The sequence below is a fragment of the Citrobacter sp. Cc139 genome (genome assembly GCF_030334645.1).
Taxonomy (GTDB): domain Bacteria; phylum Pseudomonadota; class Gammaproteobacteria; order Enterobacterales; family Enterobacteriaceae; genus Citrobacter; species Citrobacter werkmanii.
In genome coordinates this window covers 66,004-92,895 of the sequence record NZ_JAOWDM010000091.1, presented here as the reverse complement: position 1 = coordinate 92,895, position 26,892 = coordinate 66,004, and the positions used below count along the sequence as shown (strand labels likewise).

28 protein-coding genes and 1 tRNA gene are annotated in these 26,892 nt (G+C 53.1%); 18 read left to right on the top strand and 11 right to left on the bottom strand.

Translation table 11 applies throughout. The features are described from left to right. Positions 1 to 16 precede the first annotated feature (16 nt). Positions 17 to 1,453, top strand: a complete 1,437-nt coding sequence (mgtE, locus tag OGV69_RS18570; protein ID WP_069323415.1) for a magnesium transporter — start codon at positions 17 to 19, stop codon at positions 1,451 to 1,453. Here mgtE and OGV69_RS18565 read toward each other — a convergent pair. Further along, the gene (locus OGV69_RS18565) at positions 1,416 to 2,660 is read right to left on the bottom strand and encodes a SulP family inorganic anion transporter (protein WP_069323416.1); all 1,245 of its coding nucleotides are present in this window, start codon (positions 2,658 to 2,660) and stop codon (positions 1,416 to 1,418) included. The genes mgtE and OGV69_RS18565 overlap by 38 nt on opposite strands. A gap of 277 nt (positions 2,661 to 2,937) precedes the next feature. Between OGV69_RS18565 and mqo the strand changes: the two genes are divergently transcribed. Continuing rightward, positions 2,938 to 4,599 (top strand): malate dehydrogenase (quinone), encoded by a 1,662-nt coding sequence (gene mqo, locus OGV69_RS18560; RefSeq protein ID WP_204563734.1) that lies wholly within the window; start codon positions 2,938 to 2,940, stop codon positions 4,597 to 4,599. A 93-nt stretch (positions 4,600 to 4,692) separates the two neighbouring features. Here mqo and eco read toward each other — a convergent pair whose 3' ends face one another. Then, positions 4,693 to 5,190: a serine protease inhibitor ecotin gene (eco, locus tag OGV69_RS18555; RefSeq protein ID WP_286469446.1), complete on the bottom strand. Its 498-nt coding sequence runs from the start codon at positions 5,188 to 5,190 to the stop codon at positions 4,693 to 4,695. Between the two features lie 413 nt (positions 5,191 to 5,603). On the opposite strand from eco, the gene napF reads away from it, so the two are divergent. The 15 genes from napF to OGV69_RS18480 all read left to right on the top strand — a co-directional run bounded on the left by napF (position 5,604) and on the right by OGV69_RS18480 (position 17,788). Continuing rightward, the gene (napF, locus tag OGV69_RS18550; protein ID WP_069323418.1) at positions 5,604 to 6,095 is read left to right on the top strand and encodes a ferredoxin-type protein NapF; all 492 of its coding nucleotides are present in this window, start codon (positions 5,604 to 5,606) and stop codon (positions 6,093 to 6,095) included. Beyond that, a complete protein-coding gene (gene napD, locus OGV69_RS18545; protein ID WP_038642193.1) occupies positions 6,085 to 6,348 on the top strand; it encodes a chaperone NapD in 264 nt (87 codons plus the stop codon). The genes napF and napD overlap by 11 nt, the downstream gene beginning before the upstream one ends. Next, complete coding sequence (gene napA, locus OGV69_RS18540) at positions 6,345 to 8,831, top strand: nitrate reductase catalytic subunit NapA (RefSeq protein ID WP_038642191.1); 2,487 nt, start codon at positions 6,345 to 6,347, stop codon at positions 8,829 to 8,831. Before napD ends, napA begins: the two co-directional genes overlap by 4 nt. 6 nt (positions 8,832 to 8,837) lie before the next feature. Continuing rightward, complete coding sequence (gene napG, locus OGV69_RS18535; RefSeq protein WP_038642189.1) at positions 8,838 to 9,533, top strand: ferredoxin-type protein NapG; 696 nt, start codon at positions 8,838 to 8,840, stop codon at positions 9,531 to 9,533. After that, complete coding sequence (napH, locus tag OGV69_RS18530) at positions 9,520 to 10,383, top strand: quinol dehydrogenase ferredoxin subunit NapH (RefSeq protein ID WP_038642187.1); 864 nt, start codon at positions 9,520 to 9,522, stop codon at positions 10,381 to 10,383. Before napG ends, napH begins: the two co-directional genes overlap by 14 nt. Further along, positions 10,380 to 10,829, top strand: coding sequence for a nitrate reductase cytochrome c-type subunit (gene napB, locus OGV69_RS18525; protein WP_038642185.1), 450 nt, complete (start codon positions 10,380 to 10,382; stop codon positions 10,827 to 10,829). The genes napH and napB overlap by 4 nt, the downstream gene beginning before the upstream one ends. Before the next feature lie 9 nt (positions 10,830 to 10,838). Beyond that, a complete protein-coding gene (gene napC / locus OGV69_RS18520) occupies positions 10,839 to 11,441 on the top strand; it encodes a cytochrome c-type protein NapC (protein WP_003027548.1) in 603 nt (200 codons plus the stop codon). A gap of 20 nt (positions 11,442 to 11,461) precedes the next feature. Beyond that, entirely contained in the window at positions 11,462 to 12,082 is a 621-nt protein-coding gene (gene ccmA / locus OGV69_RS18515; RefSeq protein WP_038642182.1) for a cytochrome c biogenesis heme-transporting ATPase CcmA, read from the top strand. Next, positions 12,079 to 12,738, top strand: a complete 660-nt coding sequence (gene ccmB, locus OGV69_RS18510; protein ID WP_038642180.1) for a heme exporter protein CcmB — start codon at positions 12,079 to 12,081, stop codon at positions 12,736 to 12,738. The genes ccmA and ccmB overlap by 4 nt, the downstream gene beginning before the upstream one ends. A 75-nt stretch (positions 12,739 to 12,813) precedes the next feature. Next, a complete protein-coding gene (locus OGV69_RS18505) occupies positions 12,814 to 13,551 on the top strand; it encodes a heme ABC transporter permease (RefSeq protein ID WP_006683732.1) in 738 nt (245 codons plus the stop codon). Next, positions 13,548 to 13,760 carry a heme exporter protein CcmD gene (gene ccmD, locus OGV69_RS18500; protein ID WP_005129320.1) on the top strand — a complete coding sequence of 71 codons (213 nt, stop codon included), beginning with the start codon at positions 13,548 to 13,550 and terminating at the stop codon, positions 13,758 to 13,760. Before OGV69_RS18505 ends, ccmD begins: the two co-directional genes overlap by 4 nt. Further along, positions 13,757 to 14,236: a cytochrome c maturation protein CcmE gene (gene ccmE, locus OGV69_RS18495; protein WP_069323419.1), complete on the top strand. Its 480-nt coding sequence runs from the start codon at positions 13,757 to 13,759 to the stop codon at positions 14,234 to 14,236. The genes ccmD and ccmE overlap by 4 nt, the downstream gene beginning before the upstream one ends. Next, complete coding sequence (locus OGV69_RS18490; RefSeq protein ID WP_069323420.1) at positions 14,233 to 16,188, top strand: heme lyase CcmF/NrfE family subunit; 1,956 nt, start codon at positions 14,233 to 14,235, stop codon at positions 16,186 to 16,188. Before ccmE ends, OGV69_RS18490 begins: the two co-directional genes overlap by 4 nt. Next, entirely contained in the window at positions 16,185 to 16,742 is a 558-nt protein-coding gene (gene dsbE / locus OGV69_RS18485) for a thiol:disulfide interchange protein DsbE (protein WP_069323421.1), read from the top strand. Before OGV69_RS18490 ends, dsbE begins: the two co-directional genes overlap by 4 nt. Beyond that, positions 16,739 to 17,788: a cytochrome c-type biogenesis protein CcmH gene (locus OGV69_RS18480; RefSeq protein ID WP_038642171.1), complete on the top strand. Its 1,050-nt coding sequence runs from the start codon at positions 16,739 to 16,741 to the stop codon at positions 17,786 to 17,788. Before dsbE ends, OGV69_RS18480 begins: the two co-directional genes overlap by 4 nt. A gap of 104 nt (positions 17,789 to 17,892) precedes the next feature. On the opposite strand, the gene narP is transcribed toward OGV69_RS18480, so the two are convergent. The 7 genes from narP to OGV69_RS18445 form a co-directional block, all read right to left on the bottom strand. After that, entirely contained in the window at positions 17,893 to 18,537 is a 645-nt protein-coding gene (narP, locus tag OGV69_RS18475; RefSeq protein WP_069323422.1) for a nitrate/nitrite response regulator protein NarP, read from the bottom strand. Positions 18,538 to 19,027: 490 nt separating this feature from the next. After that, on the bottom strand, positions 19,028 to 19,528 hold the full coding sequence (locus tag OGV69_RS18470; protein WP_069323423.1) for an Hcp family type VI secretion system effector: 501 nt from the start codon (positions 19,526 to 19,528) through the stop codon (positions 19,028 to 19,030). A gap of 2 nt (positions 19,529 to 19,530) precedes the next feature. Continuing rightward, the gene (locus tag OGV69_RS18465) at positions 19,531 to 19,863 is read right to left on the bottom strand and encodes a putative T6SS immunity periplasmic lipoprotein (protein WP_069323424.1); all 333 of its coding nucleotides are present in this window, start codon (positions 19,861 to 19,863) and stop codon (positions 19,531 to 19,533) included. After that, entirely contained in the window at positions 19,860 to 20,423 is a 564-nt protein-coding gene (locus OGV69_RS18460) for a type IV secretion protein Rhs (protein WP_069323425.1), read from the bottom strand. Before OGV69_RS18460 ends, OGV69_RS18465 begins: the two co-directional genes overlap by 4 nt. A gap of 733 nt (positions 20,424 to 21,156) precedes the next feature. Next, positions 21,157 to 21,233 (bottom strand) — tRNA-Pro (locus OGV69_RS18455). A gap of 74 nt (positions 21,234 to 21,307) precedes the next feature. Next, positions 21,308 to 23,068 carry an LPS biosynthesis-modulating metalloenzyme YejM gene (gene yejM, locus OGV69_RS18450; protein ID WP_038642064.1) on the bottom strand — a complete coding sequence of 587 codons (1,761 nt, stop codon included), beginning with the start codon at positions 23,066 to 23,068 and terminating at the stop codon, positions 21,308 to 21,310. Positions 23,069 to 23,099: 31 nt separating this feature from the next. Next, positions 23,100 to 23,327 (bottom strand): YejL family protein, encoded by a 228-nt coding sequence (locus OGV69_RS18445; RefSeq protein ID WP_003027506.1) that lies wholly within the window; start codon positions 23,325 to 23,327, stop codon positions 23,100 to 23,102. A 134-nt stretch (positions 23,328 to 23,461) separates the two neighbouring features. On the opposite strand from OGV69_RS18445, the gene yejK reads away from it, so the two are divergent. Further along, complete coding sequence (gene yejK / locus OGV69_RS18440; RefSeq protein ID WP_110497382.1) at positions 23,462 to 24,469, top strand: nucleoid-associated protein YejK; 1,008 nt, start codon at positions 23,462 to 23,464, stop codon at positions 24,467 to 24,469. A 118-nt stretch (positions 24,470 to 24,587) separates the two neighbouring features. Here the strand turns inward: yejK and rplY are convergent, their stop codons facing one another. Together rplY and radD are read right to left on the bottom strand one after the other, a co-directional pair. Further along, positions 24,588 to 24,872, bottom strand: coding sequence for a 50S ribosomal protein L25 (rplY, locus tag OGV69_RS18435; protein ID WP_006683755.1), 285 nt, complete (start codon positions 24,870 to 24,872; stop codon positions 24,588 to 24,590). A 124-nt stretch (positions 24,873 to 24,996) separates the two neighbouring features. Further along, entirely contained in the window at positions 24,997 to 26,757 is a 1,761-nt protein-coding gene (gene radD / locus OGV69_RS18430) for a DNA repair helicase RadD (RefSeq protein ID WP_069323636.1), read from the bottom strand. Positions 26,758 to 26,892: the final 135 nt, after the last annotated feature.

Here is a 26,892-nt window from a genome sequence, read left to right as displayed (position 1 = left end):
CATGGATTTATGATTAATGTCCGCATTCAACAAAAACAGCGCCAGACTGCGTGATGAAGAGCGCGCGCGCCTCATCTGGCTGCTGACCACTGATAAAGCCATTATTTCCACGCTGTTGGGCAAGCTTACCCTGGCTGAGCAATATGACGTCGGTACCTTAGCCGACGATATTGCTGAGGTAGGGGCGCTGGTGGCGCACCTGCCGCCGCCCGATCTGGCCGATACCCTCGAAGCATTACCTTCTGAAGAGCGCCACGCCCTGTGGCGGCTGGTCCAAAATGAAAAACGCGGTAACGTCCTGCTTGAGGCGTCAGAAAACGTCTGGGACGATCTGATTGATGAGATGAGCGACCGCGAGCTGCTGGATGCCCTGCAATATCTCGACATCGATGAACAGATTTATCTGGTCCAGCATTTGCCGCGTAATCTCACAGGCCGTCTGCTGGCAACGTTACCCGCAGAGGAGCGGGCGCGCGTGCGCCAGGTATTGCACTACGAGAAGAATCGCGTCGGTGCGATTATGGAGTTCGAAGTCATCACCGTGCGCCCGGACGTGACGCTGGAAGTGGTGCAGCGCTATTTACGGCGGCTGGGCAGGATGCCGGAGAACACCGATAAACTTTTCGTGACCGATCGCAATAAGGTGCTGGTCGGCGAACTGACATTAACCTGTATCCTGCTCAATGATGTGCAGCGTAAAGTCAGCGAGGTGATGGAAGATGACCCGCTCACCTTTTCCCCGGAAGACATTGCCGAAAACGCCGCGCGTACGTTCGAACGTGACAACCTGGTCAGTGCCGCGGTGGTTGATCCTGCCGGTAAGTTGATGGGCCGTTTGACCATTGATGAGATCGTTGATGTGGTATACGAAGAGACCGATACCGATCTGCGTCGAATGGGGGGCTTGAGCGCCGAAGAGGATGTGTTTGCTCCTGTTACCAAAGCGGTAAAAACCCGCTGGGCATGGTTGGCCATTAATCTCTGTACCGCCTTTATCGCCTCGCGGGTCATTGATGGCTTTGAACATACGATCTCGCAACTGGTGGCGCTGGCCTCGCTGATGCCGATTGTGGCAGGGATCGGCGGCAATACCGGAAATCAAACTATCACCATGATCGTTCGCGCGCTGGCGCTACAAAATATTCAGCCGGGAAACCTGACATTTTTGATCCTGCGCGAGATGGGCGTGGCGCTGGTAAATGGCCTCGTCTGGGGTGGGATTATGGGCGGCATTACCTGGTGGTTGTACGATGATATGGCGCTCGGCGGCGTGATGACCCTGGCGATGATGCTTAATCTGCTGATGGCGGCGTTGATGGGGGTGATTATTCCCATGACGATGGTGAAGCTTGGGCGCGACCCGGCGGTCGGCTCAAGCGTCATGATCACGGCCATCACCGATACCGGCGGTTTCTTTATTTTTCTCGGTCTGGCAACGCTATTTCTGATGTAGCCGCGCGTTTACGTCTGACGATGCGCGGCAGGATGAGCATCGTCATCACCCCGGCAACCACGCCAATCGCCAGGTTGCCGGTAGCGACCGTTGCGCCGACGGTTATCAGCATGACCAGCGTTTCAGTAACGGGGATTTTCGTCAGTGTCGCGGGCTGGATACTCTGCCAGCTGAAGGTTTTCACCGCCACAATCACCATAATTCCCGCCAGCACCGACATGGGTATTTTCGCCATGACTTCGCTCAACGCGGTGACTAGCAGCAGCAACACCAGCCCGGCGGCAATCGTCGAAACGCGGCTGCGTCCTTTGCCCATCTCGACGTTAACGATGGTTTGACCAATCATCGCGCACCCGGCAATGCCGCCATAAAATCCGGCCAGAATATTGGCTATCCCCAGTCCAGTGCTCTCTCGATTCTTGTTCGACGGTGTCACCGTCAGATCATCCACCAGACGGGCGGTTAACAGCGACTCCATTAAACCGACAAAAGCGATGCTCAGCGCACAGGGCCAGATAATGACCAATGTTTGCAGGTTGAGCGGCACTAACAACTGCGTTAACCCCGGAAGGCTACCGCTCATTGAACCTTCACCACCGACGGTTGGTAACAGTTGCCCACTGCTTACAGTAAATATCGTCAGCAGCACAATGGCGATAAGCGGCGCGGGGATTGTTTTAATCAATCGCGGAACCCACAGCACAATCAGCAACGTCAGGATAAACAGTCCCCAGATTAGCGGGCTTTTCCCCCAGAAATGCGGGACCTGGGCAAAGAAAATCAAAATGCCCAGGGCGTTGACAAAGCCGGTCATGACGGCTGTAGGAATGAATCGCATCAGACGCGCCATCCCTGATACGCCAAACAGGATCTGAATCATCCCAGCCAGCACCACCGCTGGCAGAATGTACTGCACGCCATGTTGATGCACCATCGGACCAATCACCAGCGCAACCGACCCTGCCGCGGCGGTAACCATTGCCGGACGGCCACCTAAAAAAGACATTGCCAGGCACAACACGACGGAAGCTATCAGGCTGACTTTAGGATCGACGCCCGCAATAACGGAAAAAGAGATCACTTCCGGGATCAGCGCCAGGGCGGTTACCACCCCCGCCAGCGTTTCTCGTACCAACAGGCGGGGTTGTCGCAGTACGGCGCGGGTGCTCTGTTCCGTCACCACAGGGGAGGAGTGTGTTGCAGACATAGTAACTCTCAGGTCAGAAAGGGCCTGATAACAGCAGACCGACAGGCATCCGTGCGTGAATAGCAAAGCGCAGCATAGTACGCGTCTGGCGGGCAGGTTTCCAGAAGTGATTGTCAATAACCGTATAAATTATCAACGTATTAATAACATTTTTAAAATTAAAATATAATTTATAAACAATATTTAATTATTTTTACTTAAGTGTTACCGTTGGTGCCGCTCGATTTTCACCTGCATTAAAAGCAAAAAGCGATACTAAAAGTAAGGCATTAACATTATGAAAAAAGTGACTGCCATGCTCTTCACCATGGCTGTAGGGCTGAATGTTGTCTCGATGGCGGCAAAAGCGAAAGCGGCGGAAGAGCAGGAAACGGATGTACTGTTGATTGGCGGCGGTATCATGAGCGCCACGCTGGGAACCTATTTACAAGAGCTGGAGCCACAATGGTCAATGACCATGGTCGAGCGACTGGATGGCGTTGCTCAGGAAAGTTCGAACGGCTGGAACAACGCCGGAACCGGCCACTCCGCACTGATGGAGCTGAACTACACGCCTAAAAAGGCCGACGGTAGCATCAGCATTGAAAAGGCAGTCGAAATCAACGAAGCCTTCCAGATTTCCCGTCAGTTTTGGGCTTATCAGGTTAATAATGGCGTGATGCATGAACCGCGCTCATTTATCACTACCGTCCCGCATATGAGTTTTGTCTGGGGCGACGAGAACGTGAATTTCCTGCGCGCCCGTTACACCGCACTGCAGCAGAGCACTTTATTCCGTGGTATGCGTTATTCCGAAGATCACGCGCAGATTAAAGAGTGGGCGCCGCTGGTTATGGAAGGTCGCGATCCGAAACAGAAAGTCGCGGCAACGCGCACCGAGATTGGTACTGACGTTAACTATGGTGAAATCACGCGCCAACTGATTGCCTCGTTGCAGAAGAAGCCCAACTTTGCGCTGCAACTGAGCACCGAAGTACGAGGCTTTAAGCGTAATGCAGACAATAGCTGGACCGTTACGGTCGCCGATCTGAAAAACAACGAAGCGGAACATGATATCAAGGCGAAGTTTGTCTTTATCGGTGCCGGTGGCGCGGCGCTGAAGCTATTGCAGGAAACCGACATTCCAGAAGCGAAAGGCTATGCCGGATTCCCGGTTGGCGGCCAGTTCCTGGTGGCAGAAAACCCGGACGTAGTGAATCGCCACCTGGCGAAAGTGTATGGTCAGGCCTCTGTGGGCGCGCCGCCGATGTCGGTACCGCACATCGATACCCGTATCCTGGATGGTAAGCATGTCGTGCTGTTTGGGCCATTCGCGACATTCTCCACCAAGTTCCTGAAAAACGGTTCATTGTGGGATCTGCTCAGCTCGACCACGACGTCGAACTTTATGCCGATGGTCAACGTAGGTCTGGATAACTTCGATTTGGTGAAATATCTGGTAAGTCAGGTGATGTTGAGCGATGACGACCGTTTTGCCGCACTGCAAGAATACTATCCGCAGGCGAAAAAAGAGGACTGGCGTCTATGGCAGGCGGGGCAGCGTGTGCAGATCATTAAAAGTGATGCAGAAAAGGGCGGCGTGCTACGTCTGGGAACTGAAGTGGTCAGCGATAAAGAAGGTACGATTGCTGCACTGCTGGGCGCTTCGCCTGGTGCATCAACCGCGGCGCCGATCATGCTGCATCTGATGGAAAAAGTGTTTAAAGATAAAGTCGCCAGCCCCGAGTGGCAGGCGAAGCTGAAAACGATTATTCCGTCTTATGGTACTAAGCTGAACGGAAACGTTGAGGCAACTGAACAAGAGCTGCAATACACCAGCGAAGTTCTGGGTCTGAAATACGACAAGCCGCAGGTTGCCGATGAAGCGCCAAAACCGCAGTTGAAACATCAGGCTCAACCGCAGCCTGAGCAGAAAGCTGTGGCGGATATCGCGCTGTAAATAAAATGCCGGATAAGCGCAGCGCTTATCCGGCCTGGTTCACGCGTCTGTAGGCCGGATAAGGCGGAACGCCGCCATCCGGCACATTCTCACTTAGCGCGCGACTGCGTCCTGAATCTTCTCTTCCGCTTTCCAGATACGGTATTTCACTTCCACGTTTTCCGGGGTGTAGACCACAATCGGCAACTTGCTGTTGTAGCGCAGCATACCGTCATCACCCAGATACGCGGTAATAAATTTCTTCTCTTTTTTACCGTCCGGGCAGGCCATCATGGTTGAAACCGGAGAGGTGACTTTGTCGAAAACATAGTAGTCGTATCCCCAACCTTCCAGCGTTTTGCTATCCAGTTCTCCGCCCAGGCGATATTGGTTGCAGTCGACCTCCAGCGTCTGGCCGATTAATAGTTCTACTTTCAGGGTAGATTCATCTTTCTCAGGGGGAAGCTGGATTACCTGGCGCTTCATACCCTTTTCCGCTTTAGGATAAGTGGCGACCTTTTCCAGCGGCTGAGCACCGGTATCGTTACTGCCAGCCCAGGCAGAGGTGCTGGCAAAGGCGGCGAAAAGCACGGCAGGGACAATTGTCTTCATCTTATTGTTCACAGTGTTTCCTTTCTTCTGTCTTATGAACGAGTCTGGGGCAGGTTAACATATTTGCATTATCTATTAATCTTGATTTACTTATATTTTCAGTGATTATTCGAGTGTTGTCGGTTGTGTGTAGCGATATATTCTAAGATTTATCTTAATTTTAAGATTATTCTCTTTGTGACGCGTCCGTTATGTAATTTATTATACAACCCATTGAAATGTGAGCAAAAGCGCATTTTTTCCCGTCAACTCAACACTCTTTTGATCCGGCAACAGCATTTACCCCGATCGGGGTATGCTCCTCTTACACATCCTGAAATATCTTACGACTAAAAATAACTACTCATAAATAGTGCAGTTTTTTATGTCGTTCAACCCGCCGGGGGAGAGCGTCATTATGGAAGGACAATGTCATGGTTGATTTATCCCGTCGAGGCATGTTGACAGGCAGTTGGCGTAACGCCAACGCAGGGATCCGTCCGCCGTGGAGCAAGGAAGACTCTCACTTTCTGGCCCATTGCCTTCGTTGTGACGCCTGCATCCAGGCGTGTGAAACCGACATCCTGCAGCGAGGCCAGGGTGGTTATCCGAGCGTAAATTTCAAACACGGCGAGTGCAGCTTTTGTTATGCCTGCGCAGAGGCCTGTCCCGAATCACTTTTTCTTCCGCGCCACACCAGGGCATGGGATCTGAATTTTACGATCGGGGAAAACTGTCTCGCACACCAGTCAGTTGAGTGTCATCGCTGTCAGGATAGCTGTGAACCCATGGCCATAACCTTTCGCCCCATGCTGTCCGGTATTTATCAGCCACAGCTCGACAATCAGGCCTGTAACGGATGCGGCGCGTGTGTCGCTATTTGCCCGGTATCAGCCATTAATGCGGAGTACAACCATGGACAGTAACTGGCAGGTCTGCAGCCTGGTCGTTCAGGCCAAAAGTCAGCATATCAATGATATCGCCACGCAGTTGCGTTCGTTTCCGGGTTGCGAAGTTGCACTTAGCGATGTGGAAAGCGGCCAGCTCATTGTGGTGGTGGAAGCAGAGCAAAGTGAAACGTTAATGAAAACTATTGAGTCAGTGCGCAACGTTGCGGGCGTGCTGGCGGTGTCGCTGGTTTATCACCAGCAGGATGAGCAAGGTGAGGAAACACCATGAAACTCAGTCGTCGTAGCTTTATGAAAGCTAACGCCGTTGCGGCCGCTGCGGCGGCTGCCGGGTTAAGCGTGCCGGGCGTAGCCCGCGCGGTAGTCGGTCAGCAAGAAGCCATCAAATGGGACAAAGCCCCGTGCCGTTTCTGCGGGACAGGCTGTGGCGTATTGGTCGGGACGCAGCAAGGGCGTGTAGTGGCATGCCAGGGCGATCCGGATGCGCCGGTTAACCGTGGGCTTAACTGCATCAAAGGTTACTTCCTGCCAAAAATCATGTACGGAAAAGACCGTTTAACACAGCCGATGCTGCGCATGAAGGACGGGAAGTATCACAAAGAGGGTGAATTCACGCCGATTAGCTGGGAGCAGGCCTTTGACGTGATGGAAGAGAAATTCAAAACGTCCATGAAAGAAAAAGGCCCAGAGTCTATCGGCATGTTCGGCTCGGGTCAGTGGACGATTTGGGAAGGTTACGCCGCCGCCAAATTGTTTAAAGCCGGCTTCCGTTCTAATAACATCGACCCGAACGCGCGTCACTGCATGGCGTCAGCGGTGGTTGGCTTTATGCGTACCTTCGGTATGGATGAGCCGATGGGTTGTTATGACGATATTGAGCATGCCGATGCTTTCGTCTTGTGGGGCGCGAATATGGCGGAGATGCACCCGATTCTGTGGTCGCGCATCACCAACCGTCGTCTGTCCGATCCGAATGTTACCGTCGCAGTGCTCTCCACCTTCCAGCATCGTAGTTTTGAGCTGGCGGATAACGGTATGGTCTTCACGCCGCAAACCGATCTGGTGATCCTCAACTACATCGCAAACTACATCATTCAAAACAATGCGATCAACCAGGATTTCTTTAGCAAGCACGTTAACCTGCGTAAAGGGGTGACGGACATCGGCTACGGCCTGCGTCCAACTCATCCGCTGGAAAAAGCGGCGAAGAATCCAGGTTCCGATGCCTCTGAACCGATGAGCTTTGAGGATTACAAAGCCTTCGTTGCTGAGTACACGCTGGATAAAACCGCCGAAATGACCGGCGTACCGAAAGATCAACTGGAACAGTTGGCGCAGTTGTATGCCGATCCGAAGAAAAAAGTCATCTCCTACTGGACGATGGGCTTTAACCAGCATACCCGCGGCGTGTGGGCCAACAACCTGGTCTATAACCTGCACCTGCTGACCGGTAAAATTTCTCAGCCAGGCTGTGGTCCGTTCTCATTGACCGGTCAGCCTTCCGCCTGCGGTACCGCGCGTGAAGTTGGGACGTTCTCCCACCGTCTGCCTGCGGACATGGTGGTCACCAACGAAAAACACCGCGATATCTGTGAGAAGCACTGGAATATCCCATCAGGGACCATTCCGGCAAAAGTCGGGCTGCATGCCGTGGCGCAAGACCGTGCGCTGAAAGATGGCAAACTCAATGTCTACTGGACGATGTGCACCAACAACATGCAGGCCGGTCCGAACATCAACGAAGAGCGTATGCCGGGCTGGCGCGATCCGCGCAACTTCATCATCGTCTCCGATCCGTACCCGACGGTCAGCGCCCTGTCAGCCGACCTGATCCTACCGACCGCAATGTGGGTAGAGAAAGAAGGGGCTTACGGCAACGCGGAACGCCGTACTCAGTTCTGGCGTCAGCAGATTAAAGCGCCGGGTGAATCGAAATCGGATCTGTGGCAACTGGTGCAGTTTTCCCGTCGCTTCAAAACAGAAGAGGTATGGCCGGAAGAACTACTGGCGCAGAAACCGGAGCTGCGCGGCAAAACGTTGTATGACGTGCTGTTCGCCACGCCAGCCGTGACCAAATTCCCGGTAGCTGAACTGGCTGAAGATCAGCTCAACGATGAATCCCGCGAGCTGGGCTTCTATCTGCAAAAAGGGCTGTTCGAAGAGTACGCCTGGTTTGGCCGTGGCCACGGGCACGATCTCGCACCATTCGACGATTACCACAAAGCGCGCGGTTTACGCTGGCCGGTCGTTGAGGGCAAAGAGACTCAGTGGCGCTACAGCGAAGGCAACGACCCGTACGTGAAAGCGGGGGAAAGCTACAAGTTCTATGGTAAGCCGGACGGCAAAGCGGTCATCTTCGCGCTGCCATTTGAACCTGCCGCTGAAGCGCCGGATAAAGAGTATGACCTGTGGCTTTCCACTGGACGTGTGCTGGAGCACTGGCATACCGGCAGCATGACGCGTCGTGTGCCTGAACTGCACCGCGCCTTCCCGGAAGCGGTGCTGTTTATCCACCCGCTGGATGCAAAAGCGCGCGATCTGCGCCGTGGCGATAAAGTCAAAGTGGTTTCCCGCCGTGGCGAAGTTATCTCGATTGTTGAAACGCGCGGGCGTAACCGTCCGCCGCAGGGGCTGGTATACATGCCGTTCTTCGATGCCGCACAGCTGGTGAACAATCTGACGCTGGATGCGACGGATCCGCTCTCCAAAGAGACGGATTTCAAGAAGTGCGCCGTGAAACTGGCGAAGGTGTAACGCGTTATGTCCCGGTCAGCAAAACCCCAAAATGGCCGCCGCCGTTTTCTGCGCGACATGGTTCGCGCGGCGGGCGGGCTGGCCGTCGTTGGCGTGGCGCTGGGGCTACAACAGCAAACCGCACGTGCAACCGGCGTGCGGTTACGCCCGCCTGGCGCACTGAGCGAGGAGGCATTCGCCAGCGCCTGTGTGCGTTGCGGTCAGTGCGTTCAGGCATGCCCGTATGACACGCTGAAACTGGCGACGCTGGCCTCCGGGCTGGCAGCTGGTACGCCGTATTTTGTCGCCCGCGATATTCCTTGCGAAATGTGTGAGGACATTCCGTGCGCCAAAGTCTGCCCCAGCGGCGCGTTGGACAAGGAAATTGAATCCATTGACGATTCGCGTATGGGGCTGGCGGTACTGCTGGATCACGAAAACTGCCTCAACTATCAAGGGCTACGCTGCGATGTTTGCTATCGCGAGTGCCCGAAAATCGATGAGGCTATCACCCTTGAGCTGGACCGCAATATGCGTACCGGCAAGCATGCGCGGTTTATTCCAACCGTCCATAGCGATGCCTGTACCGGCTGCGGGAAATGCGAAAAAGTCTGCGTACTGGAGCAGCCAGCAATAAAAGTGCTGCCACTGTCGCTGGCGAAAGGGGAGTTAGGACACCATTACCGCTTCGGCTGGCTGGAGGGGAACAATGGCAAATCGTAAACGTGACGCCGGGCGTGAAGCGCAGGCAAAAAAAGGGTGGTGGAAGAGTCATCGCTGGCTGCTGCTGCGTCGTCTGAGTCAGTTTCTGATACTGGCGATGTTCCTGAGCGGCCCGTGGCTTGGCGTATGGATCCTGCATGGCAATTACAGTGGCAGCCTGCTGTTGGATACTGTCCCATTCACCGATCCGCTAATTACATTGCAAAGCCTGGCCAGCGGACACCTGCCGGCAACGGTTGCGTTAACGGGGGCGGTCGTCATCACGGTGCTGTATGCCCTTGCGGGTAAGCGTCTGTTTTGCAGCTGGGTTTGTCCGATGAACCCGGTCACCGATTTAGCCAGTTGGTTACGCAGAAGGTTTGACCTGAATCAGTCCGCGACCTTGCCGCGCTATATACGGTACGTCCTGCTGGTGGTTATCCTGGTCGGTTCCGCCTTGACCGGTACGCTGCTGTGGGAATGGATAAATCCCGTCTCTCTGCTCGGACGGAGTCTGATAATGGGATTTGGCAGTGGAGCGCTGCTGATTCTGGCGCTGTTTTTATTTGATCTACTGGTCGTTGAGCATGGCTGGTGCGGGCATCTCTGCCCACTGGGCGCACTGTATAGCGTGGTGGGAAGTAAAGGTGCATTAACCGTTTCGGCAAAAGAACGTAACAGATGTAACCGCTGTATGGATTGTTTTCATGTTTGCCCGGAACCGCATGTGCTACGTGCGCCGGTGCTGGATGAGCAAAGCCCGGTGCAGGTAACCAGTCGCGATTGCATGGCCTGCGGTCGCTGCGTGGATGTCTGTTCTGAGGATGTTTTTACAATAACAACACGATGGAGTTCGGGAGCGAAATCATGAAAAGCCATGACCTGATTAAAAAGCTGAGTCAATGGACGGCCCTGCTTGCCCTGGTCGTCAGTGGGGCCGTTTGGGCTGCAAACGGAGTGGACCTAAGCCAGTCACCGGAAGTCTCAGGGACACAGGAAGGGGCGATTCGCATGCCGAAAGAGCAGGAGCGTATGCCGCTGAACTATGTGAATCAACCGCCAATGGTTCCGCACAGCGTTGAAGGGTATCAGGTGACGACCAATACTAACCGCTGCCTGCAGTGTCACGGTGTGGAAAGCTATCGCACCACCGGCGCGCCGCGCATCAGTCCGACGCACTTTATGGACAGCGACGGCAAGGTATTGGCTGAAGTCGCGCCGCGTCGTTATTTCTGTCTGCAATGTCACGTCCCGCAGGCTGACGCTGCGCCGATTGTTGAAAATACCTTCACCCCCTCGAAAGGTTACGGGAAATAAGAGGTCATTATGGAAAATTCTAACCGTAAACCAGGCTGGATTAAGCGCGTCTGGCAATGGTGGCGTCGCCCCAGCCGTCTGGCGCTCGGCACGCTGTTGTTAATCGGCTTTGTGGGCGGCATTATTTTCTGGGGCGGCTTTAATACCGGTATGGAAAAGGCCAATACGGAAGAGTTCTGCATTAGCTGTCACGAAATGCGCAATACGGTGTACCAGGAATATATGGAAACCGTACACTACAACAACCGCAGCGGTGTGCGTGCGACTTGCCCTGATTGCCACGTCCCACATGAGTGGGGCCCGAAAATGATCCGTAAGATCAAGGCCAGTAAAGAGCTGTACGCGAAGGCGCTGGGGTTAATAGATACACCGCAGAAATTTGAAGATCATCGTCTGACGATGGCGCAAAATGAGTGGCGGCGTATGAAAGATAATAATTCGCAAGAGTGTCGCAACTGTCACAACTTCGAGTTTATGGATTTAACCGCCCAGAAAGGCGTTGCGGCCAAAATGCATGACCAGGCCGTGAAAGACGGGCAAACCTGTATTGACTGTCATAAAGGGATAGCGCACAAACTGCCTGATATGCGCGAAGTCAAACCGGGCTTTTAACAGGATGTAGATAACCAGGTATGCTTGAAGCCAGAGAATTACTTTGCGAGCGGGATGACAGAATACTGTTCAGCGATCTGTCATTTCGCGTCAACGCAGGGGAATGGGTACAAATTACCGGCAGCAACGGCGCGGGGAAAACCACTTTGCTGCGGTTGCTTACCGGGCTGGCGCGTCCCGACGCAGGGGAGGTTTGCTGGCAAGAGCAACCCCTGCATCACGTGCGGGACAGCTACCATCAGCAATTGCTGTGGATCGGACATCAGCCGGGAATAAAAACCCGGCTTTCGGCGTTGGAGAACCTGCGTTTTTTCCATCACGATGGCGACATCGCACAGTGTCTGGACGCGCTGGCGCAGGCGGGACTTGCCGGATACGAAGATATTCCGGTAAATCAACTTTCCGCCGGACAACAGCGGCGCGTGGCGCTGGCCCGTTTGTGGCTGACCCGCGCCCGGCTGTGGATCCTTGATGAACCCTTTACCGCCATTGATGTAAACGGCGTTGAGCGACTGACTCAGCGTATGGCGCAGCATACGGAACAGGGCGGTATTGTCATTCTCACTACCCACCAGCCGCTTAATGTTGAGACCAATAAAGTGCGACGTATTGCGCTGACCAGCGAGAGGGCAACGCAATGATGTGGCGAATCTTCCGTTTAGAACTGCGAGTTGCGTTTCGTCATAGTGCGGAAATCGCCAATCCTTTATGGTTCTTTCTGATTGTTATCACGTTGTTTCCTCTGAGCATTGGGCCGGAGCCACAGCTGCTGGCGCGTATTGCGCCGGGCATCATCTGGGTTGCTGCGCTGCTGGCGTCATTGCTGGCGCTGGAGCGCTTGTTTCGTGATGACTTACAGGACGGCAGCCTTGAGCAACTGATGCTGCTGTCGCTGCCGCTTCCGGCGGTCGTGCTGGCGAAAGTGATGGCGCACTGGGTCGTAACCGGTTTGCCGCTATTAATCCTCTCTCCGCTGGTGGCATTACTGCTGGGCATGGATATGTACGGCTGGAAAATTATGGCGCTGACCTTGCTGCTCGGCACGCCGACGCTGGGTTTTCTCGGCGCGCCTGGCGTAGGTCTGACGGTGGGTTTAAAGCGCGGCGGCGTGCTGTTAAGCGTGCTGGTTCTCCCGCTTACCATTCCACTACTGATTTTTGCGACCGCGGCGATGGATGCGGCCTCCATGCACTTGCCTGTTGAAGGATACATGGCGATTCTGGGGGCGTTGTTGGTAGGCAGCGCCACGTTAAGCCCGTTTGCCACGGCTGCGGCGTTACGGATCAGCGTGCAGTAATGCGACAGGATTTGCAGGCCGGGCAAGGCGCTCCGGCAAAACGGATATTAATTAATGGAGTCTGGTGACTGAACTATGTGGAAAACACTTCATCAATTGGCGATGCCCCCTCGGCTCTATCAGATCTGCGGCTGGTTTATTCCGTGGCTGGCAATTGCCAGCGCGGTGGTACTGATAACCGGATGGGTGTGGGGCTTTGGCTTCGCGCCAGCTGATTATCAGCAGGGACAGAGCTATCGCATCATTTATCTGCACGTTCCGGCGGCAATCTGGTCGATGGGAATTTATGCCTCGATGGCTGTTGCGGCGTTTATCGGCCTGGTCTGGCAGATGAAAATGGCCAATCTGGCGCTGGCTGCGATGGCGCCCATTGGCGCTGTGTTTACCTTTATCGCGCTGGTGACGGGGTCCGCATGGGGCAAACCGATGTGGGGAACCTGGTGGGTCTGGGATGCCCGACTCACCTCTGAACTGGTGTTGCTGTTTCTCTACGTTGGCGCCATTGCATTGTGGCATGCGTTTGACGACCGCCGCCTGGCAGGGCGTGCCGCCGGTATTCTGGTGTTGATTGGTGTGGTCAACTTACCGATTATTCACTACTCGGTCGAGTGGTGGAACACGCTGCATCAGGGGTCAACCCGTATGCAGCAAAGCATCGATCCGGCAATGCGCGCACCGCTGCGTCTGGCGATTGTCGGTTACCTGTTGCTGTTTGTCACGCTGGCGCTAATGCGCATGCGTAACCTGATTTTGATGATGGAAAAACGCCGCCCGTGGGTGAGCGAACTGATCTTAAAAAGAGGCCGCCAATGACCCCTGCATTTGCATCATGGAGTGATTTTTTCGCGATGGGCGGTTACGCCTTGTATGTCTGGCTGGCTGTCGCCATGAGCGTTATTCCGCTGCTGGTGCTGGTGCTACATTCTGCGTTACAGCATCGCGCAATTTTACGCGGCGTGGCCCAGCAGCGGGCGAGGGAAGCGCGCATGCGCGCAGCGCAAGTACAACGGGAGGCGGCGTGAATATTCGACGTAAAAATCGGCTATGGATAGCCTGCGCGGTACTGGCAGGTCTGGCGTTGACCATTTCGCTGGTGCTCTACGCGCTGCGTTCCAATATCGATCTGTTCTACACCCCGGGAGAGATACTCTACGGTAAGCGCGAGACACAGCAGATGCCTGAAGTCGGTCAGCGTCTGCGCGTGGGTGGGATGGTGATGCCGGGCAGCGTGAAGCGCGATCCGCAATCGCTAAAAGTAACTTTCAGCATCTATGACGCCGAAGGTGTGGTGGATGTGACCTATGAAGGCATTTTGCCGGACCTGTTCCGCGAAGGGCAGGGGGTCGTTGTTCAGGGCGATCTGGACAAGGGAAATCATGTGCAGGCTAAAGAGGTTCTGGCCAAACATGATGAAAATTACACCCCGCCGGAAGTCGAAAAAGCGATGCAGGAAAACCACCGTCGCCCGGAAAGTGTTTATAAGGATAAAACGTCATGATGCCGGAAATTGGCAATGCGCTGTTGTGCCTTGCGCTTGGCGTTGCACTACTGCTGTCGGTCTATCCGTTGTGGGGCGTGGCGCGCGGCGACGTGCGGATGATGGCCTCAGCACGGCCCTTTGCCTGGGTCTTGTTTATCTGCGTGATGGGCGCGTTCCTGATTCTGGTTAATGCCTTCGTGGTTAATGACTTTACCGTGACCTACGTCGCCAGTAACTCCAATACCCAGCTTCCTGTCTGGTACCGGGTGGCAGCGACATGGGGCGCGCATGAAGGTTCGCTGCTGCTGTGGGTGCTGCTGATGAGCGGCTGGACGTTCGCCGTCGCGGCGTTCAGCCAGCGCATGCCGCTGGACATTGTCGCCCGCGTGTTGGCGGTGATGGGGATGGTCAGCGTCGGCTTCCTGCTGTTTATCCTGTTTACCTCTAATCCGTTTGCCCGCACGTTGCCCAATTTCCCTGTTGAAGGGCGCGATCTGAACCCGCTGTTGCAGGATCCGGGACTGATTTTCCATCCGCCGTTGCTGTACATGGGGTATGTCGGTTTCTCGGTAGCTTTCGCGTTTGCGATCGCCGCGTTGATGAGCGGGCGTCTGGACAGCACCTTCGCTCGCTTTTCGCGTCCATGGACGCTGGCGGCGTGGGTGTTTCTGACGCTGGGGATTGTACTCGGTTCGGCCTGGGCCTATTACGAGCTGGGCTGGGGCGGCTGGTGGTTCTGGGATCCGGTTGAGAACGCCTCCTTTATGCCATGGCTGGTAGGCACCGCCCTGATGCACTCGCTGTCGGTAACCGAACAGCGCGCCAGCTTCAAAGCCTGGACGCTGCTGCTGTCAATCTGCGCCTTCTCGCTGTGCCTGTTGGGGACTTTCCTGGTACGTTCCGGCGTACTGGTTTCGGTGCATGCTTTCGCCTCTGACCCGTCGCGAGGGATGTTTATTCTGGCCTTTATGGTGCTGGTGATTGGCGGTTCCCTGCTGCTGTTTGCAGTGCGTGGGCATAAGGTTCGCTCGCGGGTAAACAACGCGCTGTGGTCGCGTGAATCGCTGCTATTGGGCAACAACGTTCTGCTGATCGCCGCTATGCTGGTGGTGTTGTTGGGCACGCTGCTGCCGCTGGTGCACAAACAGCTTGGGCTGGGCAGCATTTCGATTGGCGAGCCGTTCTTCAATACCATGTTTACCTGGCTGATGGCGCCGTTTGCGCTGCTGCTGGGCATTGGGCCATTAGTGCGCTGGGGCCGTGACCGGCCGCGTAAACTGAAAACGTTACTGATTATCGCGTTTGTCACCACGCTAATTCTGTCGCTGCTGTTGCCGTGGCTGTTTGAGGATCGCATTGCCGCCATGACGGTGGTGGGGCTGGCGATGGCGTGCTGGATTTTTGTGTTGGCCATGTCCGAAGCGTACCTGCGCATTTCTCGTGGAACGAAGCTGACGCCCAGCTACTGGGGGATGGTATCGGCTCACGTTGGGCTGGCGATTACCATTGTTGGTATTGCCTTTAGCCAGAATTACAGCGTGGAACGCGATGTCCGTATGAAAGCGGGTGATAGCGTCAGCATCCATGACTATCAGTTTACTTTCCGTGAAGTGAAAGATATTACCGGACCAAACTACCGGGGCGGGGTCGCCATTATTGGCGTCACGCGTGATGGTAAACCGGCAGCCACGCTGCATGCGGAGAAACGCTTCTATAACAGCACCAGTTCGATGATGACTGAAGCGGCGATTGACGGCGGGTTCACGCGCGATCTGTATGCTGCGCTGGGTGAAGAGCTGGATAACGGCGCATGGGCTGTACGTTTGTATTACAAACCGTTTATTCGCTGGATTTGGGCCGGAGGATTGCTGATGGCGCTGGGCGGGGTGTTCTGCCTGTTTGATCCATGCTATCGCCAGCGCACGCGCCCTCGCGCCGCGGTGCAAAAAAATGCGTCGGAGGCTGTATGAAGCGCAACGCACTGTTAATTCCGTTTATTATTTTTCTCATTATTGCGGCGGCGCTGCTGTGGCAGTTAGCGCGTAACGCGCAGGGAGACGACCCTACTAATCTGGAGTCGGCGTTGATCGGCAAACCTGTTCCGACGTTCCGCCTGGAATCGCTGGAAAACCCGGGTCAGCATTATCAGGCCGATGTGCTGACGCAGGGCAAGCCAGTGTTGCTGAACGTCTGGGCGACCTGGTGTCCGACCTGTCGCGCCGAGCATCAGTATCTGAATCAGCTGTCTGCGCAAGGCGTAAGGGTAGTGGGTCTGAACTATAAAGACGATCGTCAGAAAGCCATTGTCTGGCTGAAAGAACTGGGCAATCCTTACTCATTAAGTCTGTTTGACGGCGACGGTATGCTCGGCCTCGATCTTGGCGTGTACGGCGCGCCGGAGACATTCCTGATCGACGGGAAAGGTATTATTCGCTATCGCCATGCAGGTGATCTTAACGCCCGGGTGTGGGAAAGCAAGATCAAACCGTTGTGGGACAAGTACAGTAAGGAGGCTGCGCAATGAGATTTTTATTGGGCCTGCTGATGCTGGTTATCTCGGGATCCGCGCTGGCGACTATCGATGTAATGCAGTTTAAGGATGAAGCGCAGGAGCAGCAGTTCCGCCAGCTTACCGAGCAACTGCGTTGTCCTAAGTGTCAGAACAACAGCATTGCCGACTCTAACTCAATGATTGCCACCGACCTGCGGCAGAAAGTGTACGAACTGATGCAGGAAGGCAAAAGTCAGAAAGAGATTGTTGACTACATGGTGGCGCGCTACGGCAACTTCGTCACTTACGATCCTCCGTTAACTCCGCTGACCGTGCTGCTGTGGGTGATGCCGGTGGTAGCGATTGGTCTCGGGGGCTGGATTATTTTCGCCCGTACTCGCCGACGCGTGCGGGTGAAACAAGAAGAGTTTCCTGATGACATCATCCCGGATGGCAAGCGCGGTGGATTCGGACTCTTTGTGCCCGGCATCGTGGTGGCGCTGGTGGTCGGCGCGGTGAGCTATTACCAAACCGGGAACTATAAACAGGTGCAGGTCTGGCAACAGGCCACCGCTCAGGCACCTATGCTGCTGGAGCGGGCATTAGATCCAAAAGCCGACCCGTTGAATGAAGAAGACATGACGCGTCTGGCGCTGGGGCTGCGCACTCGCTTACAGGCCGATCCCGCAAACGTTGAAGGCTGGATTATGCTTGGACGCATTGGCATGGTGCTCGGCAACGCCAGCACGGCTACTGAAGCCTATGCCAATGCTTATCGGCTGGATCCGAAAAACAGTGATGCGGCGCTGGGCTATGCGGAAGCGCTGACCCGTTCATCCGACCCTGATGATAACCGTCGGGGCGGGGAGCTGTTACGTCAACTAATACGCGGCGAACATGCCAACGTGCGCGTATTGAGCATGTACGCGTTTAACGCTTTCGAACAGCAGCGCTTCGGCGAAGCGGTTGCGGCGTGGGAGATGATGCTGAAATTATTACCTGCTAACGATACCCGTCGGGCGGTAATCGAGCGCAGTATTAAACAGGCGATGGAGCAGCTAACCCCGCAGGAGAAGTAAGAGTGAAAGATGCCGGATGGCGACGCAACGCGTCTTATCCGGCCTGGCGATGCACGTGACGTGTAGGCCCGATAAGCGTAGCGCTATCGGGCAATATCTGGTTATTACATACCGCGCGTTTGCAAAAACAGAATAGTGGCAGCAACGCGAGAGCGCACGTTGAGTTTGCGCAGCAGGTTGCGAATATGCACCTTCACCGTCTGTTCGGAAATATTCAGCACTGAAGCAATCTGTTTATTCGACAGCCCCTGAGCCAGTTCATGCAAGACATCCAGCTCGCGTTCGGTGAGAATGCTGAACGGATCTTCTTGTGCCCCGAACAGGTCGCGTTCGCGCAGATATTCACTGACGCGTGTACTGAACGCTTTACCGCCTTTGGCGCCGCTGCGAATGGCTTCCAGCAGGACTTCAGGATCGCTGTCTTTGAGCAAATAACCATCCGCACCCGCGTCAATTAGGGCGTATACATCGCTGGCGGCATCCGAAACGGTCAGAATGATAATTTGTGCGGTCACACCGTCCCGACGCAGCGCATTCAGGGTATCCAGCCCACTCATACCTTTCATATTGAGATCCAACAGGATCACGTCAAGGTCCAGACGGTTTGCCAGATCGATCGCACTTGCGCCGTCACCTGCTTCAGCTACTACGTTAAATGCGGGATCCAGTTGCAATAATTGACTAATTCCCCGCCGCATCAGTGGGTGGTCATCGACAATCAGCACCCGAAAAGGCGTTGCTTCAGGCATACTATTCTCCTGAGTTTTATTAGTATCATTATTGTTTTCAGCGCATCAATCGTCCAGATTCATCGCGCTGATGAGAGGATAAATTTTACCCCAATTTGTGCATGGGTAAGTAGTAAAACCTGTGCTGAAGAGAGGGAGAATACATGGACAATGTGAGGTTCAAGAACGGTAAGACGCCGTGAGGGTGCTGGGGGGCGGGGGAAAATGGGATCAGGCTATGGCATAACTTTTCAGTGTCTGTAATCGGGCCGATCCTGCATACGGTTACGGTTCTGTCAGTAATGTATAGTTACAGCGCCTTATTGAGAACCAACGTTCACAAATGGTTATGGTGTAACAATCTGGAGCATTGAGGATCGACCCGTACGTCTTTACGCATCAGCCGTCGTTCTTCATCAGGAATGGGTACCCAGGTACAAAAACGTTACCCACGTTCTGATATTGTTGAGTTTAAAATTGATTGATGAAATAGAGGGCGCGTGATGCCCGTTTATTTATTGTTGCTGTTCTTTTTTTCTGGTTTCATCCAGGCATCATTGTATTTAATATTCCCTCTAACATAATTCCATTCAATGTCACGGAATCTAAGACCTACTACCTCATGCATATTAGGGGACGAACTACCGGGATAGTAGACATGTGTAAAATCTACAGAGGATATAACGACATCTTCCAGAGTAATATTATAAATCTCTACTTCGATCCCTGCTTCTATAGTCTCATAATATTTAATGACTGCCTTTTGCAGTCTCTTCCCTTCACAAACAGCTACAGCCAGGTAAGGGCTGACTTTATCAAGTTGCTTATGCACAATTACGGGATTATGCTGCCTACAGCCTGTCATGCTGCCAGTGTTGCTATCAACAGGCTGTCTAACACCGTAACTACTATTCATGACTTCTATAGCACCTTCACGGCCTAAGGATAAACAATCTCCCGGAATCTGCATTCCGTTTTCATCATATAAAAATAAATAAGCTGGTAATGACATGATTAATAGTTTCCATCGTTATCTATAAAGAATGAATCTGAATAGCTTTTATTATTGAGAGAATAAGATATATTATATATATATCCGTGCTTTAATTTAATTTTAAAACAAGTGTCAGGATATTTTAGAGAGATTCCATCATCTGCTTTAATAACTGTATATTTCCTGCCAGGCGAATAGTAGATACTATAACGCTCTAAAACATCTGTTTTATTTACAGTGAAGCAAATAGTATCGCCTTGTTTAAAAACACTACGTTGCTGTGGAACTGGTACACCTCCACCGGGGCAGCCTGACAGAAGAAATATTAAGGGGATAATAGTTGATTTTTTCATCCGGGAAATCCTTTCATAACAGCTTTGTATTTTGATATTAAAGAATAAACTGATTCATTAGGATTGTAATCTCTGTATACAGATAAATATAAGGTGCCACTATTAAATCCATATGTGAGAAGTAACCAATAATCACTGGCTATTGATGCTTGCTGTTCTAATCCGTAATGAAGAAAATCAGCCTTATCTAAACTGTAACTGTAATCAGCGAAACGAGAGAACAAACCTCTGGTTCTGACAAACATTCCCTTCTGTGCTTGCCAGGCGTGAACCATCTCATGCATGAATCTGTGCTTTTTCTGTATGTCACGTTCCAAAGAGAAATCAGGTGAATAAGTTCCCTCTCTAAACCAAAGTTCACCGTTTGGCGTCATGGCAACATTTACGGGTTGCATATTGAAGGGGAGATAGCTTTCAAGGTGTACCCACACCTTGCTATAGATAATACTTCCACCAAACAGCGTCCTTGCTAGTGCAATCTCTCCTATTGTAAGTTGCCTGACCCCTCCGGGGACTATGGGAGTTCCCGACGTGGGGTTTATTGTCCAGTCTACGGGCATAGCATATCCATATTATTTGTATTGTTTTATGCGCTAATGGTACTCCTACCCTAAAGCATTGGGAATGTTTCTTTCCGGGATAAATTCTGAATTCTTTAAAATTAAATTATTATAAATCATCTGTTTACTGAATAAATCAGCCTTGTCATTACAAAGTGAATGCAGGGTATTATGATTGGGCTGGGGCCTGTGTGACTTTAAAACCTTCTTGGCTTCATTCTCTTTGGGAAGCGTTCTGTACGCGGTGTATTTGGCTGGACAGAAAACGATAAGTGATGATAAATCAAAAATAGCAGCCTTTGCTATGTCGATGGTTGGCTACTTTAGCAACTTTGTAAATTTGACGTTGCTAATACGAAGTTGTCTGTGGTTGAAGACCATTGTGGGGAAATTATCTACGACATCAGAAATGGGTAAGCTATAGGTAGATGATGGCGATGTGGAAAGGGAAGCTCAACTGTTTCAGAAAAAGCAACAAAAGGATGAGTTCCTTAAATTCGTTTTCTCTGACAATAGCATTGCTTCAGGATATCTTTTGCACCGGGCAGACTATCAAAATTCCTTTTTCATAAATGAGGTTGATGACTTCCCGGTGATGTGTATAGCTGAAATTTTACCGCGAAGTCGACGCTTTGCGTCGGGGATTTTTCCCCGATTAATCCCCGTTACTTCCCCGTTCAGAAAACAGGCATAAAAAAACCAACCACAGGGGTTGGTTATTTTTAGGGATTTTTGGTCGGCACGAGAGGATTTGAACCTCCGACCCCCGACACCCCATGACGGTGCGCTACCAGGCTGCGCTACGTGCCGACGCTATGGCTGACAATACTACTGCTTTCCAGCGTGAATGCAAGAGGATGGTTTGCTAACTGATTTATAATTAATCAGTTAGCAATAAATCGTTTCTCATCCGTCAGAACTTGTAGCAGCAGGCTCAGCTGCGGTTTCTGATCTTTTATCTTCTCACCGTGTAAATCATAGGTCTGATAGTTACCGTTGTTGTTAAGCACCAGCGTCATCTCTGGCGTGGTAATCGCCAGCGTGCTGCCGTCGGCGGCGGTAACCCAGTAATGGCGGCGGGTTGCATTAAACAAATCCTGGCCCTGCGAGTACTCGTTAGCTGGCGTGCTGACGTGGAGCAGACGTTGCATGAGCGTCGTCATCAGGTCCGTATGATCGGTCAGGCTATTGATGCGCTGAGCAGGTGTTCCCGGCCAGTGAATAATCAGAGGAACCTGCAGATGACCGCGCGACCAGGCAAAATTGTTCTCTTCCTGAGTCAGCGGTACGCCCCGACCCGCGGTAATAATCACCACCGTGTTGTTCAGTTTACCGGAGTCGCGCAGGGCGCTAAGGATCCGGTTAATGTTGGCATCCACATCCTGAGCGGCATTGGCGTAGCGTTTGGCAAAGTTCTTCTGGTTGCTGTCGTTCAGGTTCGTCCCGTTAAAGGAGACCCAGGAGAACCAGCGGTTATCTTCCTGCGCGTAGCGGCCCAGCCAGTTGATCCACTGGCTGGCGGTCTGCTCGTCAGACTGCGTTTGCACGCTCGGCATAGAGAAATCTGACAGTAGCGCCTGGCGATAAAGTGGGCTGGTAAAGCCATCCGAGGAGAATAGCCCCAACTGATATCCCTGCTGGTTCAGCGCAGAGATCAGCGCCGCAGGCGTTCGGGTCGACAAAATGCCGTCCATATAGCTTGGAGAAACGCCATAGAACAGACCAAAAATCCCGTTATCCGTGGTGTTGCCTGTGCTCATGTGACGCGTAAAGGCGATATTCTGCTCAGCGAATTCAGCCAGCGCTGGCATCTGTTTTTCAAAACGGGAGTAGTTCAGGCCGTCTACGGTGATCAGCAGAACGTTCTGTCCGGTTCCCATATCGCGGTAGCGCAGTTCGCTGAGCGGGTACTGCACGGAAACCGCTTCCGGGTTTCCCTGCTCGATCAGGCGGCGTTGATATTCTTGCGCATCCAACAGACCATGTTTTTCCAGAAACTTGCGTGCCGTCATCGGGTAGGAGAGCGGCAGGTTCGCGCGTTGCATGGTAATAGGGCGATAGAAATTGGCGTCTGCCCAGATGTACACCACATGCGAAGCGATAAAGGAAACGAAGAAGAATGCGGCTAACGGTTTAGCAAAATGGCGACGACGCGTCAGGCTGCGTAGTTTTTGCCAGCTCCAGGTCGCAAACAGCATTTCGATTAACAGAATAACCGGCACGCTGATAAACATCAGTTGCCAGTCACGCGCCGCTTCATTCTGGTCAGGGTTAATGACCAGTTCCCAGACGATCGGGTTGAGGTGCAGGTGGAAGCGGGTAAAAACTTCGCTGTCGATTAACAACAACGTCATGCCAGCTGTCGCCAGAATAGCTGATAAGAATCGCATCAGCCTCTGGGACATGACGATAAACGTCAGGGGAAACAGGATCAGCAGATAGGTGGCAAACACCAGGAAGCTAAAATGCCCGACAACGCTCAGGTAGGAATAAACGCGCCCTGCAAGCGTAGTCGGCCAGTCGGCGACAAACAGGTAACGGCTACCGAGTACCATGGCCAACAGAATGTTGAACAAAGCAAACCAGTGCCCCCAGCTAACCATCTGGGAGACTTTCTCACGGTAGCGCTGACGATGAGTTACCATAAACTGTTGTTCGTTTCCCCGGATCAGGCTCTTAATGCGCTTGGTCGTCGTTTACCGAAGACTGTAATGCGCGGGCAAAAGAGTTGGCAATCGCCTGGCGCTGGGCCGGTGCGATGCTTGTATTGATAAGGTTAGTCACCATGTTTCCCAGTACCATCAGGGAAAGATCGGTCGGCGCCTTATGTTTTTCCAGTACGTTGAGCATCTCATTCAGCAGTTGTTCAACGTGTTCGTCACTATAGCGGGAAATTTGTGGCATAAATCGAAATCAGTCTGTTCATGAAAGGGCAACATATTACCGTACGGACAGTTTTTTTTCTGCTTTTTTATCTTCTATTGCGTCACTGCCCGGCAGGTGGTTGAATACCGCCCGGTCTAAAAGGAGAGTTTATCATGAGTCTGGATATCAACCAGATTGCCCTGCACCAGCTTATCAAACGTGATGAGCAAAACCTTGAGCTGGTCTTGCGCGATTCATTACTGGAACCGACAGCGACCGTTGTCGATATGATGGCTGAACTGCATCGGGTGTATAGCGCCAAGAATAAAGCCTATGGCCTGTTCAGCGAAGAGAGCGAGCTGGCGCAAACGCTGCGTTTACAGCGTCAGGGTGAAGAGGATTTTCTGGCCTTTAGCCGTGCCGCGACAGGGCGTTTGCGGGACGAGCTGGCGAAATATCCTTTTGCCGATGGTGGTATTGTCTTGTTCTGCCATTACCGCTATCTGGCGGTAGAGTATCTGCTGGTTGCCGTACTGAACAATTTAAGCAGCATGCGCGTCAATGAAAATCTGGATATCAATCCGACGCACTATCTGGATATCAATCATGCGGACATCGTGGCGCGTATTGATTTAACCGAGTGGGAAACCAATCCGGAGTCCACACGCTATCTGACGTTCCTGAAAGGGCGGGTAGGGCGCAAAGTCGCCGATTTCTTCATGGACTTTCTCGGCGCCAGCGAAGGTCTGAACGCCAAAGCGCAAAACCGCGGTCTGCTGCAGGCGGTTGATGACTTCACCAATGAGGCGCAACTGGATAAAGCCGAGCGCCAGAATGTGCGGCAGCAGGTGTACAGCTACTGCAACGAGCAGCTACAGGCCGGTGAAGAGATTGAGCTGGAGTCGCTGTCTAAAGAGCTTTCCGGCGTCAGTGAAGTCAGCTTCAGCGACTTCGCTGCTGATAAAGGCTATGAGCTGGAAGAGAGCTTCCCGGCGGATCGCAGTACGTTGCGCCAATTAACCAAATTTGCCGGCAGCGGCGGTGGGTTAACCATTAATTTTGACGCCATGCTGCTGGGCGAGCGTATTTTCTGGGATCCGGCTACAGATACCCTGACCATCAAAGGTACGCCGCCGAACCTGCGCGACCAGCTCCAGCGCCGCACGTCGGGCGGGAAATAAAACCGTTTGCCGGATGGGGCGCAAACGCCTTATCCGGCCTGCGTGATTCATCTTTACCGCGAACAAAATTCCATAAAAAAACCCCGCCGAGGCGGGGTTTTCTTCAACTTCCAGGCGATTACGCGCGAACGAAGTCGATGTGAGTCAGCTTCGGCTTGAAAGCGTGACGCTGTACAGCCTGAGCTTTAACTTTAACTTCTTTACCGTCAACAACGATGGTCAGAACTTCGCTGTAGAATTCAGCTTTAGCTTGCATGTTCATAACTGCATCGTGATCCAGTTCGATAGCAATCGGGGCTTCTGCGCCACCGTAGATGATTGCCGGGAACTTGTTAGCGGCACGCAGGCGGCGGCTCGCACCCTTACCCTGCTCTTTACGTACTTCAGCGTTGATAGTAAACATTTAAATCTCTCTTTAATAATTCCTGCTACAGGCGACCCAGCAACAGGTAAGTGATCTGCTTTGCGTATGCAAAAGCGGGCGAGATTCTATACTCAAACGGCTGGTACATCAATCAAAAGTACAATTAACCGCGTAATTCATGTGCCCGGCGAAAGCGACCTTCATAATCGAAGACCTTTTCACGCACCTGCCAGTACTGACCTTTCATGCGCGCAACCACGAAATCAGGATGGCGTAACAGCGCCTGCTGGGCGAGGATATCGGCGGCGGTTATCCAGCGTAAGGGAATACCGGGGGTACGGGTGTGCGGGCGAATAAACAGTTGTTCGAATGCCGTACGCTGCGCGGGAGTGTGTAGACGAAAGCGTTCGCTGACGTCGGCTCCGTCTTCATCGTAATAGGTGATTTTTAGCCATTCGCCTTTTTCATCCTGGCCATTTTGTAACACCATACCGCTACAGCGCAGGACCAGCGCATCTTTTAGCCTCAACGCCGCTTTCAGCATATCATCCGGGTCGACCAGCACCGTATCGCATTCACGGCAGCGGCGGGCGGCAATGTCATTTTCCGCGTTGCACTGCGGGCAATTTTTAAACCGGAAACGAAAGTTGCACTGTTCGCGATGACCGTCATCATCTTCAAACCATCCCTGGCAGCGGCGACCAAAATGTTCAATCAGCGTGCCGTCAGCCGTTGTTTTGCCCCAGAAGGTGTTGGCAAATCCGCAGGCAGGGCAAAACACCTGCACCGGCACGTTGTCGCTTTTTCCCTTCGGCGCGCCCACTTCCGGGGCGTACAGGTCATGGGGATTGCCCGCGTAATCGAGGATCAGACAGTCGGTTTTACCTGGGGCCAGGCGCAGTCCGCGACCAACAATTTGTTGGTACAGGCTGACTGATTCCGTCGGGCGGAGAATGGCGATAAGGTCGACGTGTGGGGCATCGAAGCCGGTAGTCAGGACCGACACATTCACCAGAAAGCGAAAGCGCTGGGCTTTGAAATCTTCAATCAGTACGTCACGCTCCGCGCCCGGCGTATCTCCGGTAATAAGTGCGGCATCGTCAGCAGGCAGCAGGCCCAGAATTTCTTTGGCGTGTTCAACGGTGGCGGCGAAAATCATCACCCCTTTGCGCGTCTGGGCAAACTCAACAATCTGGCTGATGATATGCGGCGTGATTCGCTGCTGCTTTTTTAATTCCCGATTAAGGTCCGCCTCGCTGAACAGGCCGTTACTTTGTGCCTGCAGGCGGCTGAAGTCATACTGCACGACCGGCATGTCGAGGCGTTCCGGCGGCGTCAGGTAGCCGTGTTTAATCATATAGCGCAGCGGTAATTCATAAATGCAGTCGCGAAACAGCGCTTTTTCATCGCCGCGCACCATTCCGTGATAATGAAAGTGGTAAATCCAGCCTTTACCCAGACGAAAAGGCGTGGCGGTAAGCCCCAGCAGGCGTAAGTGGGGATTGACGTTGGTCAGGTGAGTGAGGATTTGCTGATACTGACTCTCTTCATCATCACCGATGCGGTGACATTCATCGACGATCAGCAGGGAAAACTCTCCCTGAAATGCATCCAGATTACGCGCCACCGACTGTACGCTGCCAAATACCACTTTTCCGTGGCTCTCTTTACGCTTCAGCCCGGCGGCAAAAATATCGGCCTCCAGCCCCAACGCGCAATATTTGGCGTGGTTTTGCGCGACCAGCTCTTTGACGTGCGCCAGTACCAGCACGCGACCACGCGCCACGCGGGCCAGTTCCGCTATCACCAGGCTTTTGCCCGCGCCGGTTGGCAGGACGATAACCGCCGGCGTGCGGTGGTGGCGAAAATGGTTGAGCGTGGCGTCCACGGCTTCTTTTTGGTACGGGCGAAGAGTAAAAATCATGGGCTCACTAAGGTAAACAGTAACAATGAATAGTATGCCATGAATCATTTCCCTTGAGGGATGGTGTAACACCGCTATACTGGGCGGATAACAGTCCCACTTTTCGGGCGCAAACCCGATTCTCGTATTTTTACA

What these genes read in the sequence shown, in the direction of transcription:
- mgtE (WP_069323415.1), top strand. Translation starts at nt 17, where the DNA reads ATGTCCGCATTCAACAAAAACAGCGCCAGACTGCGTGATGAAGAGCGC.
- OGV69_RS18565 (WP_069323416.1), bottom strand. Translation starts at nt 2,660, where the DNA reads ATGTCTGCAACACACTCCTCCCCTGTGGTGACGGAACAGAGCACCCGC.
- mqo (WP_204563734.1), top strand. Translation starts at nt 2,938, where the DNA reads ATGAAAAAAGTGACTGCCATGCTCTTCACCATGGCTGTAGGGCTGAAT.
- eco (WP_286469446.1), bottom strand. Translation starts at nt 5,190, where the DNA reads ATGAAGACAATTGTCCCTGCCGTGCTTTTCGCCGCCTTTGCCAGCACC.
- napF (WP_069323418.1), top strand. Translation starts at nt 5,604, where the DNA reads ATGGTTGATTTATCCCGTCGAGGCATGTTGACAGGCAGTTGGCGTAAC.
- napD (WP_038642193.1), top strand. Translation starts at nt 6,085, where the DNA reads ATGGACAGTAACTGGCAGGTCTGCAGCCTGGTCGTTCAGGCCAAAAGT.
- napA (WP_038642191.1), top strand. Translation starts at nt 6,345, where the DNA reads ATGAAACTCAGTCGTCGTAGCTTTATGAAAGCTAACGCCGTTGCGGCC.
- napG (WP_038642189.1), top strand. Translation starts at nt 8,838, where the DNA reads ATGTCCCGGTCAGCAAAACCCCAAAATGGCCGCCGCCGTTTTCTGCGC.
- napH (WP_038642187.1), top strand. Translation starts at nt 9,520, where the DNA reads ATGGCAAATCGTAAACGTGACGCCGGGCGTGAAGCGCAGGCAAAAAAA.
- napB (WP_038642185.1), top strand. Translation starts at nt 10,380, where the DNA reads ATGAAAAGCCATGACCTGATTAAAAAGCTGAGTCAATGGACGGCCCTG.
- napC (WP_003027548.1), top strand. Translation starts at nt 10,839, where the DNA reads ATGGAAAATTCTAACCGTAAACCAGGCTGGATTAAGCGCGTCTGGCAA.
- ccmA (WP_038642182.1), top strand. Translation starts at nt 11,462, where the DNA reads ATGCTTGAAGCCAGAGAATTACTTTGCGAGCGGGATGACAGAATACTG.
- ccmB (WP_038642180.1), top strand. Translation starts at nt 12,079, where the DNA reads ATGATGTGGCGAATCTTCCGTTTAGAACTGCGAGTTGCGTTTCGTCAT.
- OGV69_RS18505 (WP_006683732.1), top strand. Translation starts at nt 12,814, where the DNA reads ATGTGGAAAACACTTCATCAATTGGCGATGCCCCCTCGGCTCTATCAG.
- ccmD (WP_005129320.1), top strand. Translation starts at nt 13,548, where the DNA reads ATGACCCCTGCATTTGCATCATGGAGTGATTTTTTCGCGATGGGCGGT.
- OGV69_RS18490 (WP_069323420.1), top strand. Translation starts at nt 14,233, where the DNA reads ATGATGCCGGAAATTGGCAATGCGCTGTTGTGCCTTGCGCTTGGCGTT.
- dsbE (WP_069323421.1), top strand. Translation starts at nt 16,185, where the DNA reads ATGAAGCGCAACGCACTGTTAATTCCGTTTATTATTTTTCTCATTATT.
- OGV69_RS18480 (WP_038642171.1), top strand. Translation starts at nt 16,739, where the DNA reads ATGAGATTTTTATTGGGCCTGCTGATGCTGGTTATCTCGGGATCCGCG.
- narP (WP_069323422.1), bottom strand. Translation starts at nt 18,537, where the DNA reads ATGCCTGAAGCAACGCCTTTTCGGGTGCTGATTGTCGATGACCACCCA.
- OGV69_RS18470 (WP_069323423.1), bottom strand. Translation starts at nt 19,528, where the DNA reads ATGTCATTACCAGCTTATTTATTTTTATATGATGAAAACGGAATGCAG.
- OGV69_RS18465 (WP_069323424.1), bottom strand. Translation starts at nt 19,863, where the DNA reads ATGAAAAAATCAACTATTATCCCCTTAATATTTCTTCTGTCAGGCTGC.
- OGV69_RS18460 (WP_069323425.1), bottom strand. Translation starts at nt 20,423, where the DNA reads ATGCCCGTAGACTGGACAATAAACCCCACGTCGGGAACTCCCATAGTC.
- yejM (WP_038642064.1), bottom strand. Translation starts at nt 23,068, where the DNA reads ATGGTAACTCATCGTCAGCGCTACCGTGAGAAAGTCTCCCAGATGGTT.
- OGV69_RS18445 (WP_003027506.1), bottom strand. Translation starts at nt 23,327, where the DNA reads ATGCCACAAATTTCCCGCTATAGTGACGAACACGTTGAACAACTGCTG.
- yejK (WP_110497382.1), top strand. Translation starts at nt 23,462, where the DNA reads ATGAGTCTGGATATCAACCAGATTGCCCTGCACCAGCTTATCAAACGT.
- rplY (WP_006683755.1), bottom strand. Translation starts at nt 24,872, where the DNA reads ATGTTTACTATCAACGCTGAAGTACGTAAAGAGCAGGGTAAGGGTGCG.
- radD (WP_069323636.1), bottom strand. Translation starts at nt 26,757, where the DNA reads ATGATTTTTACTCTTCGCCCGTACCAAAAAGAAGCCGTGGACGCCACG.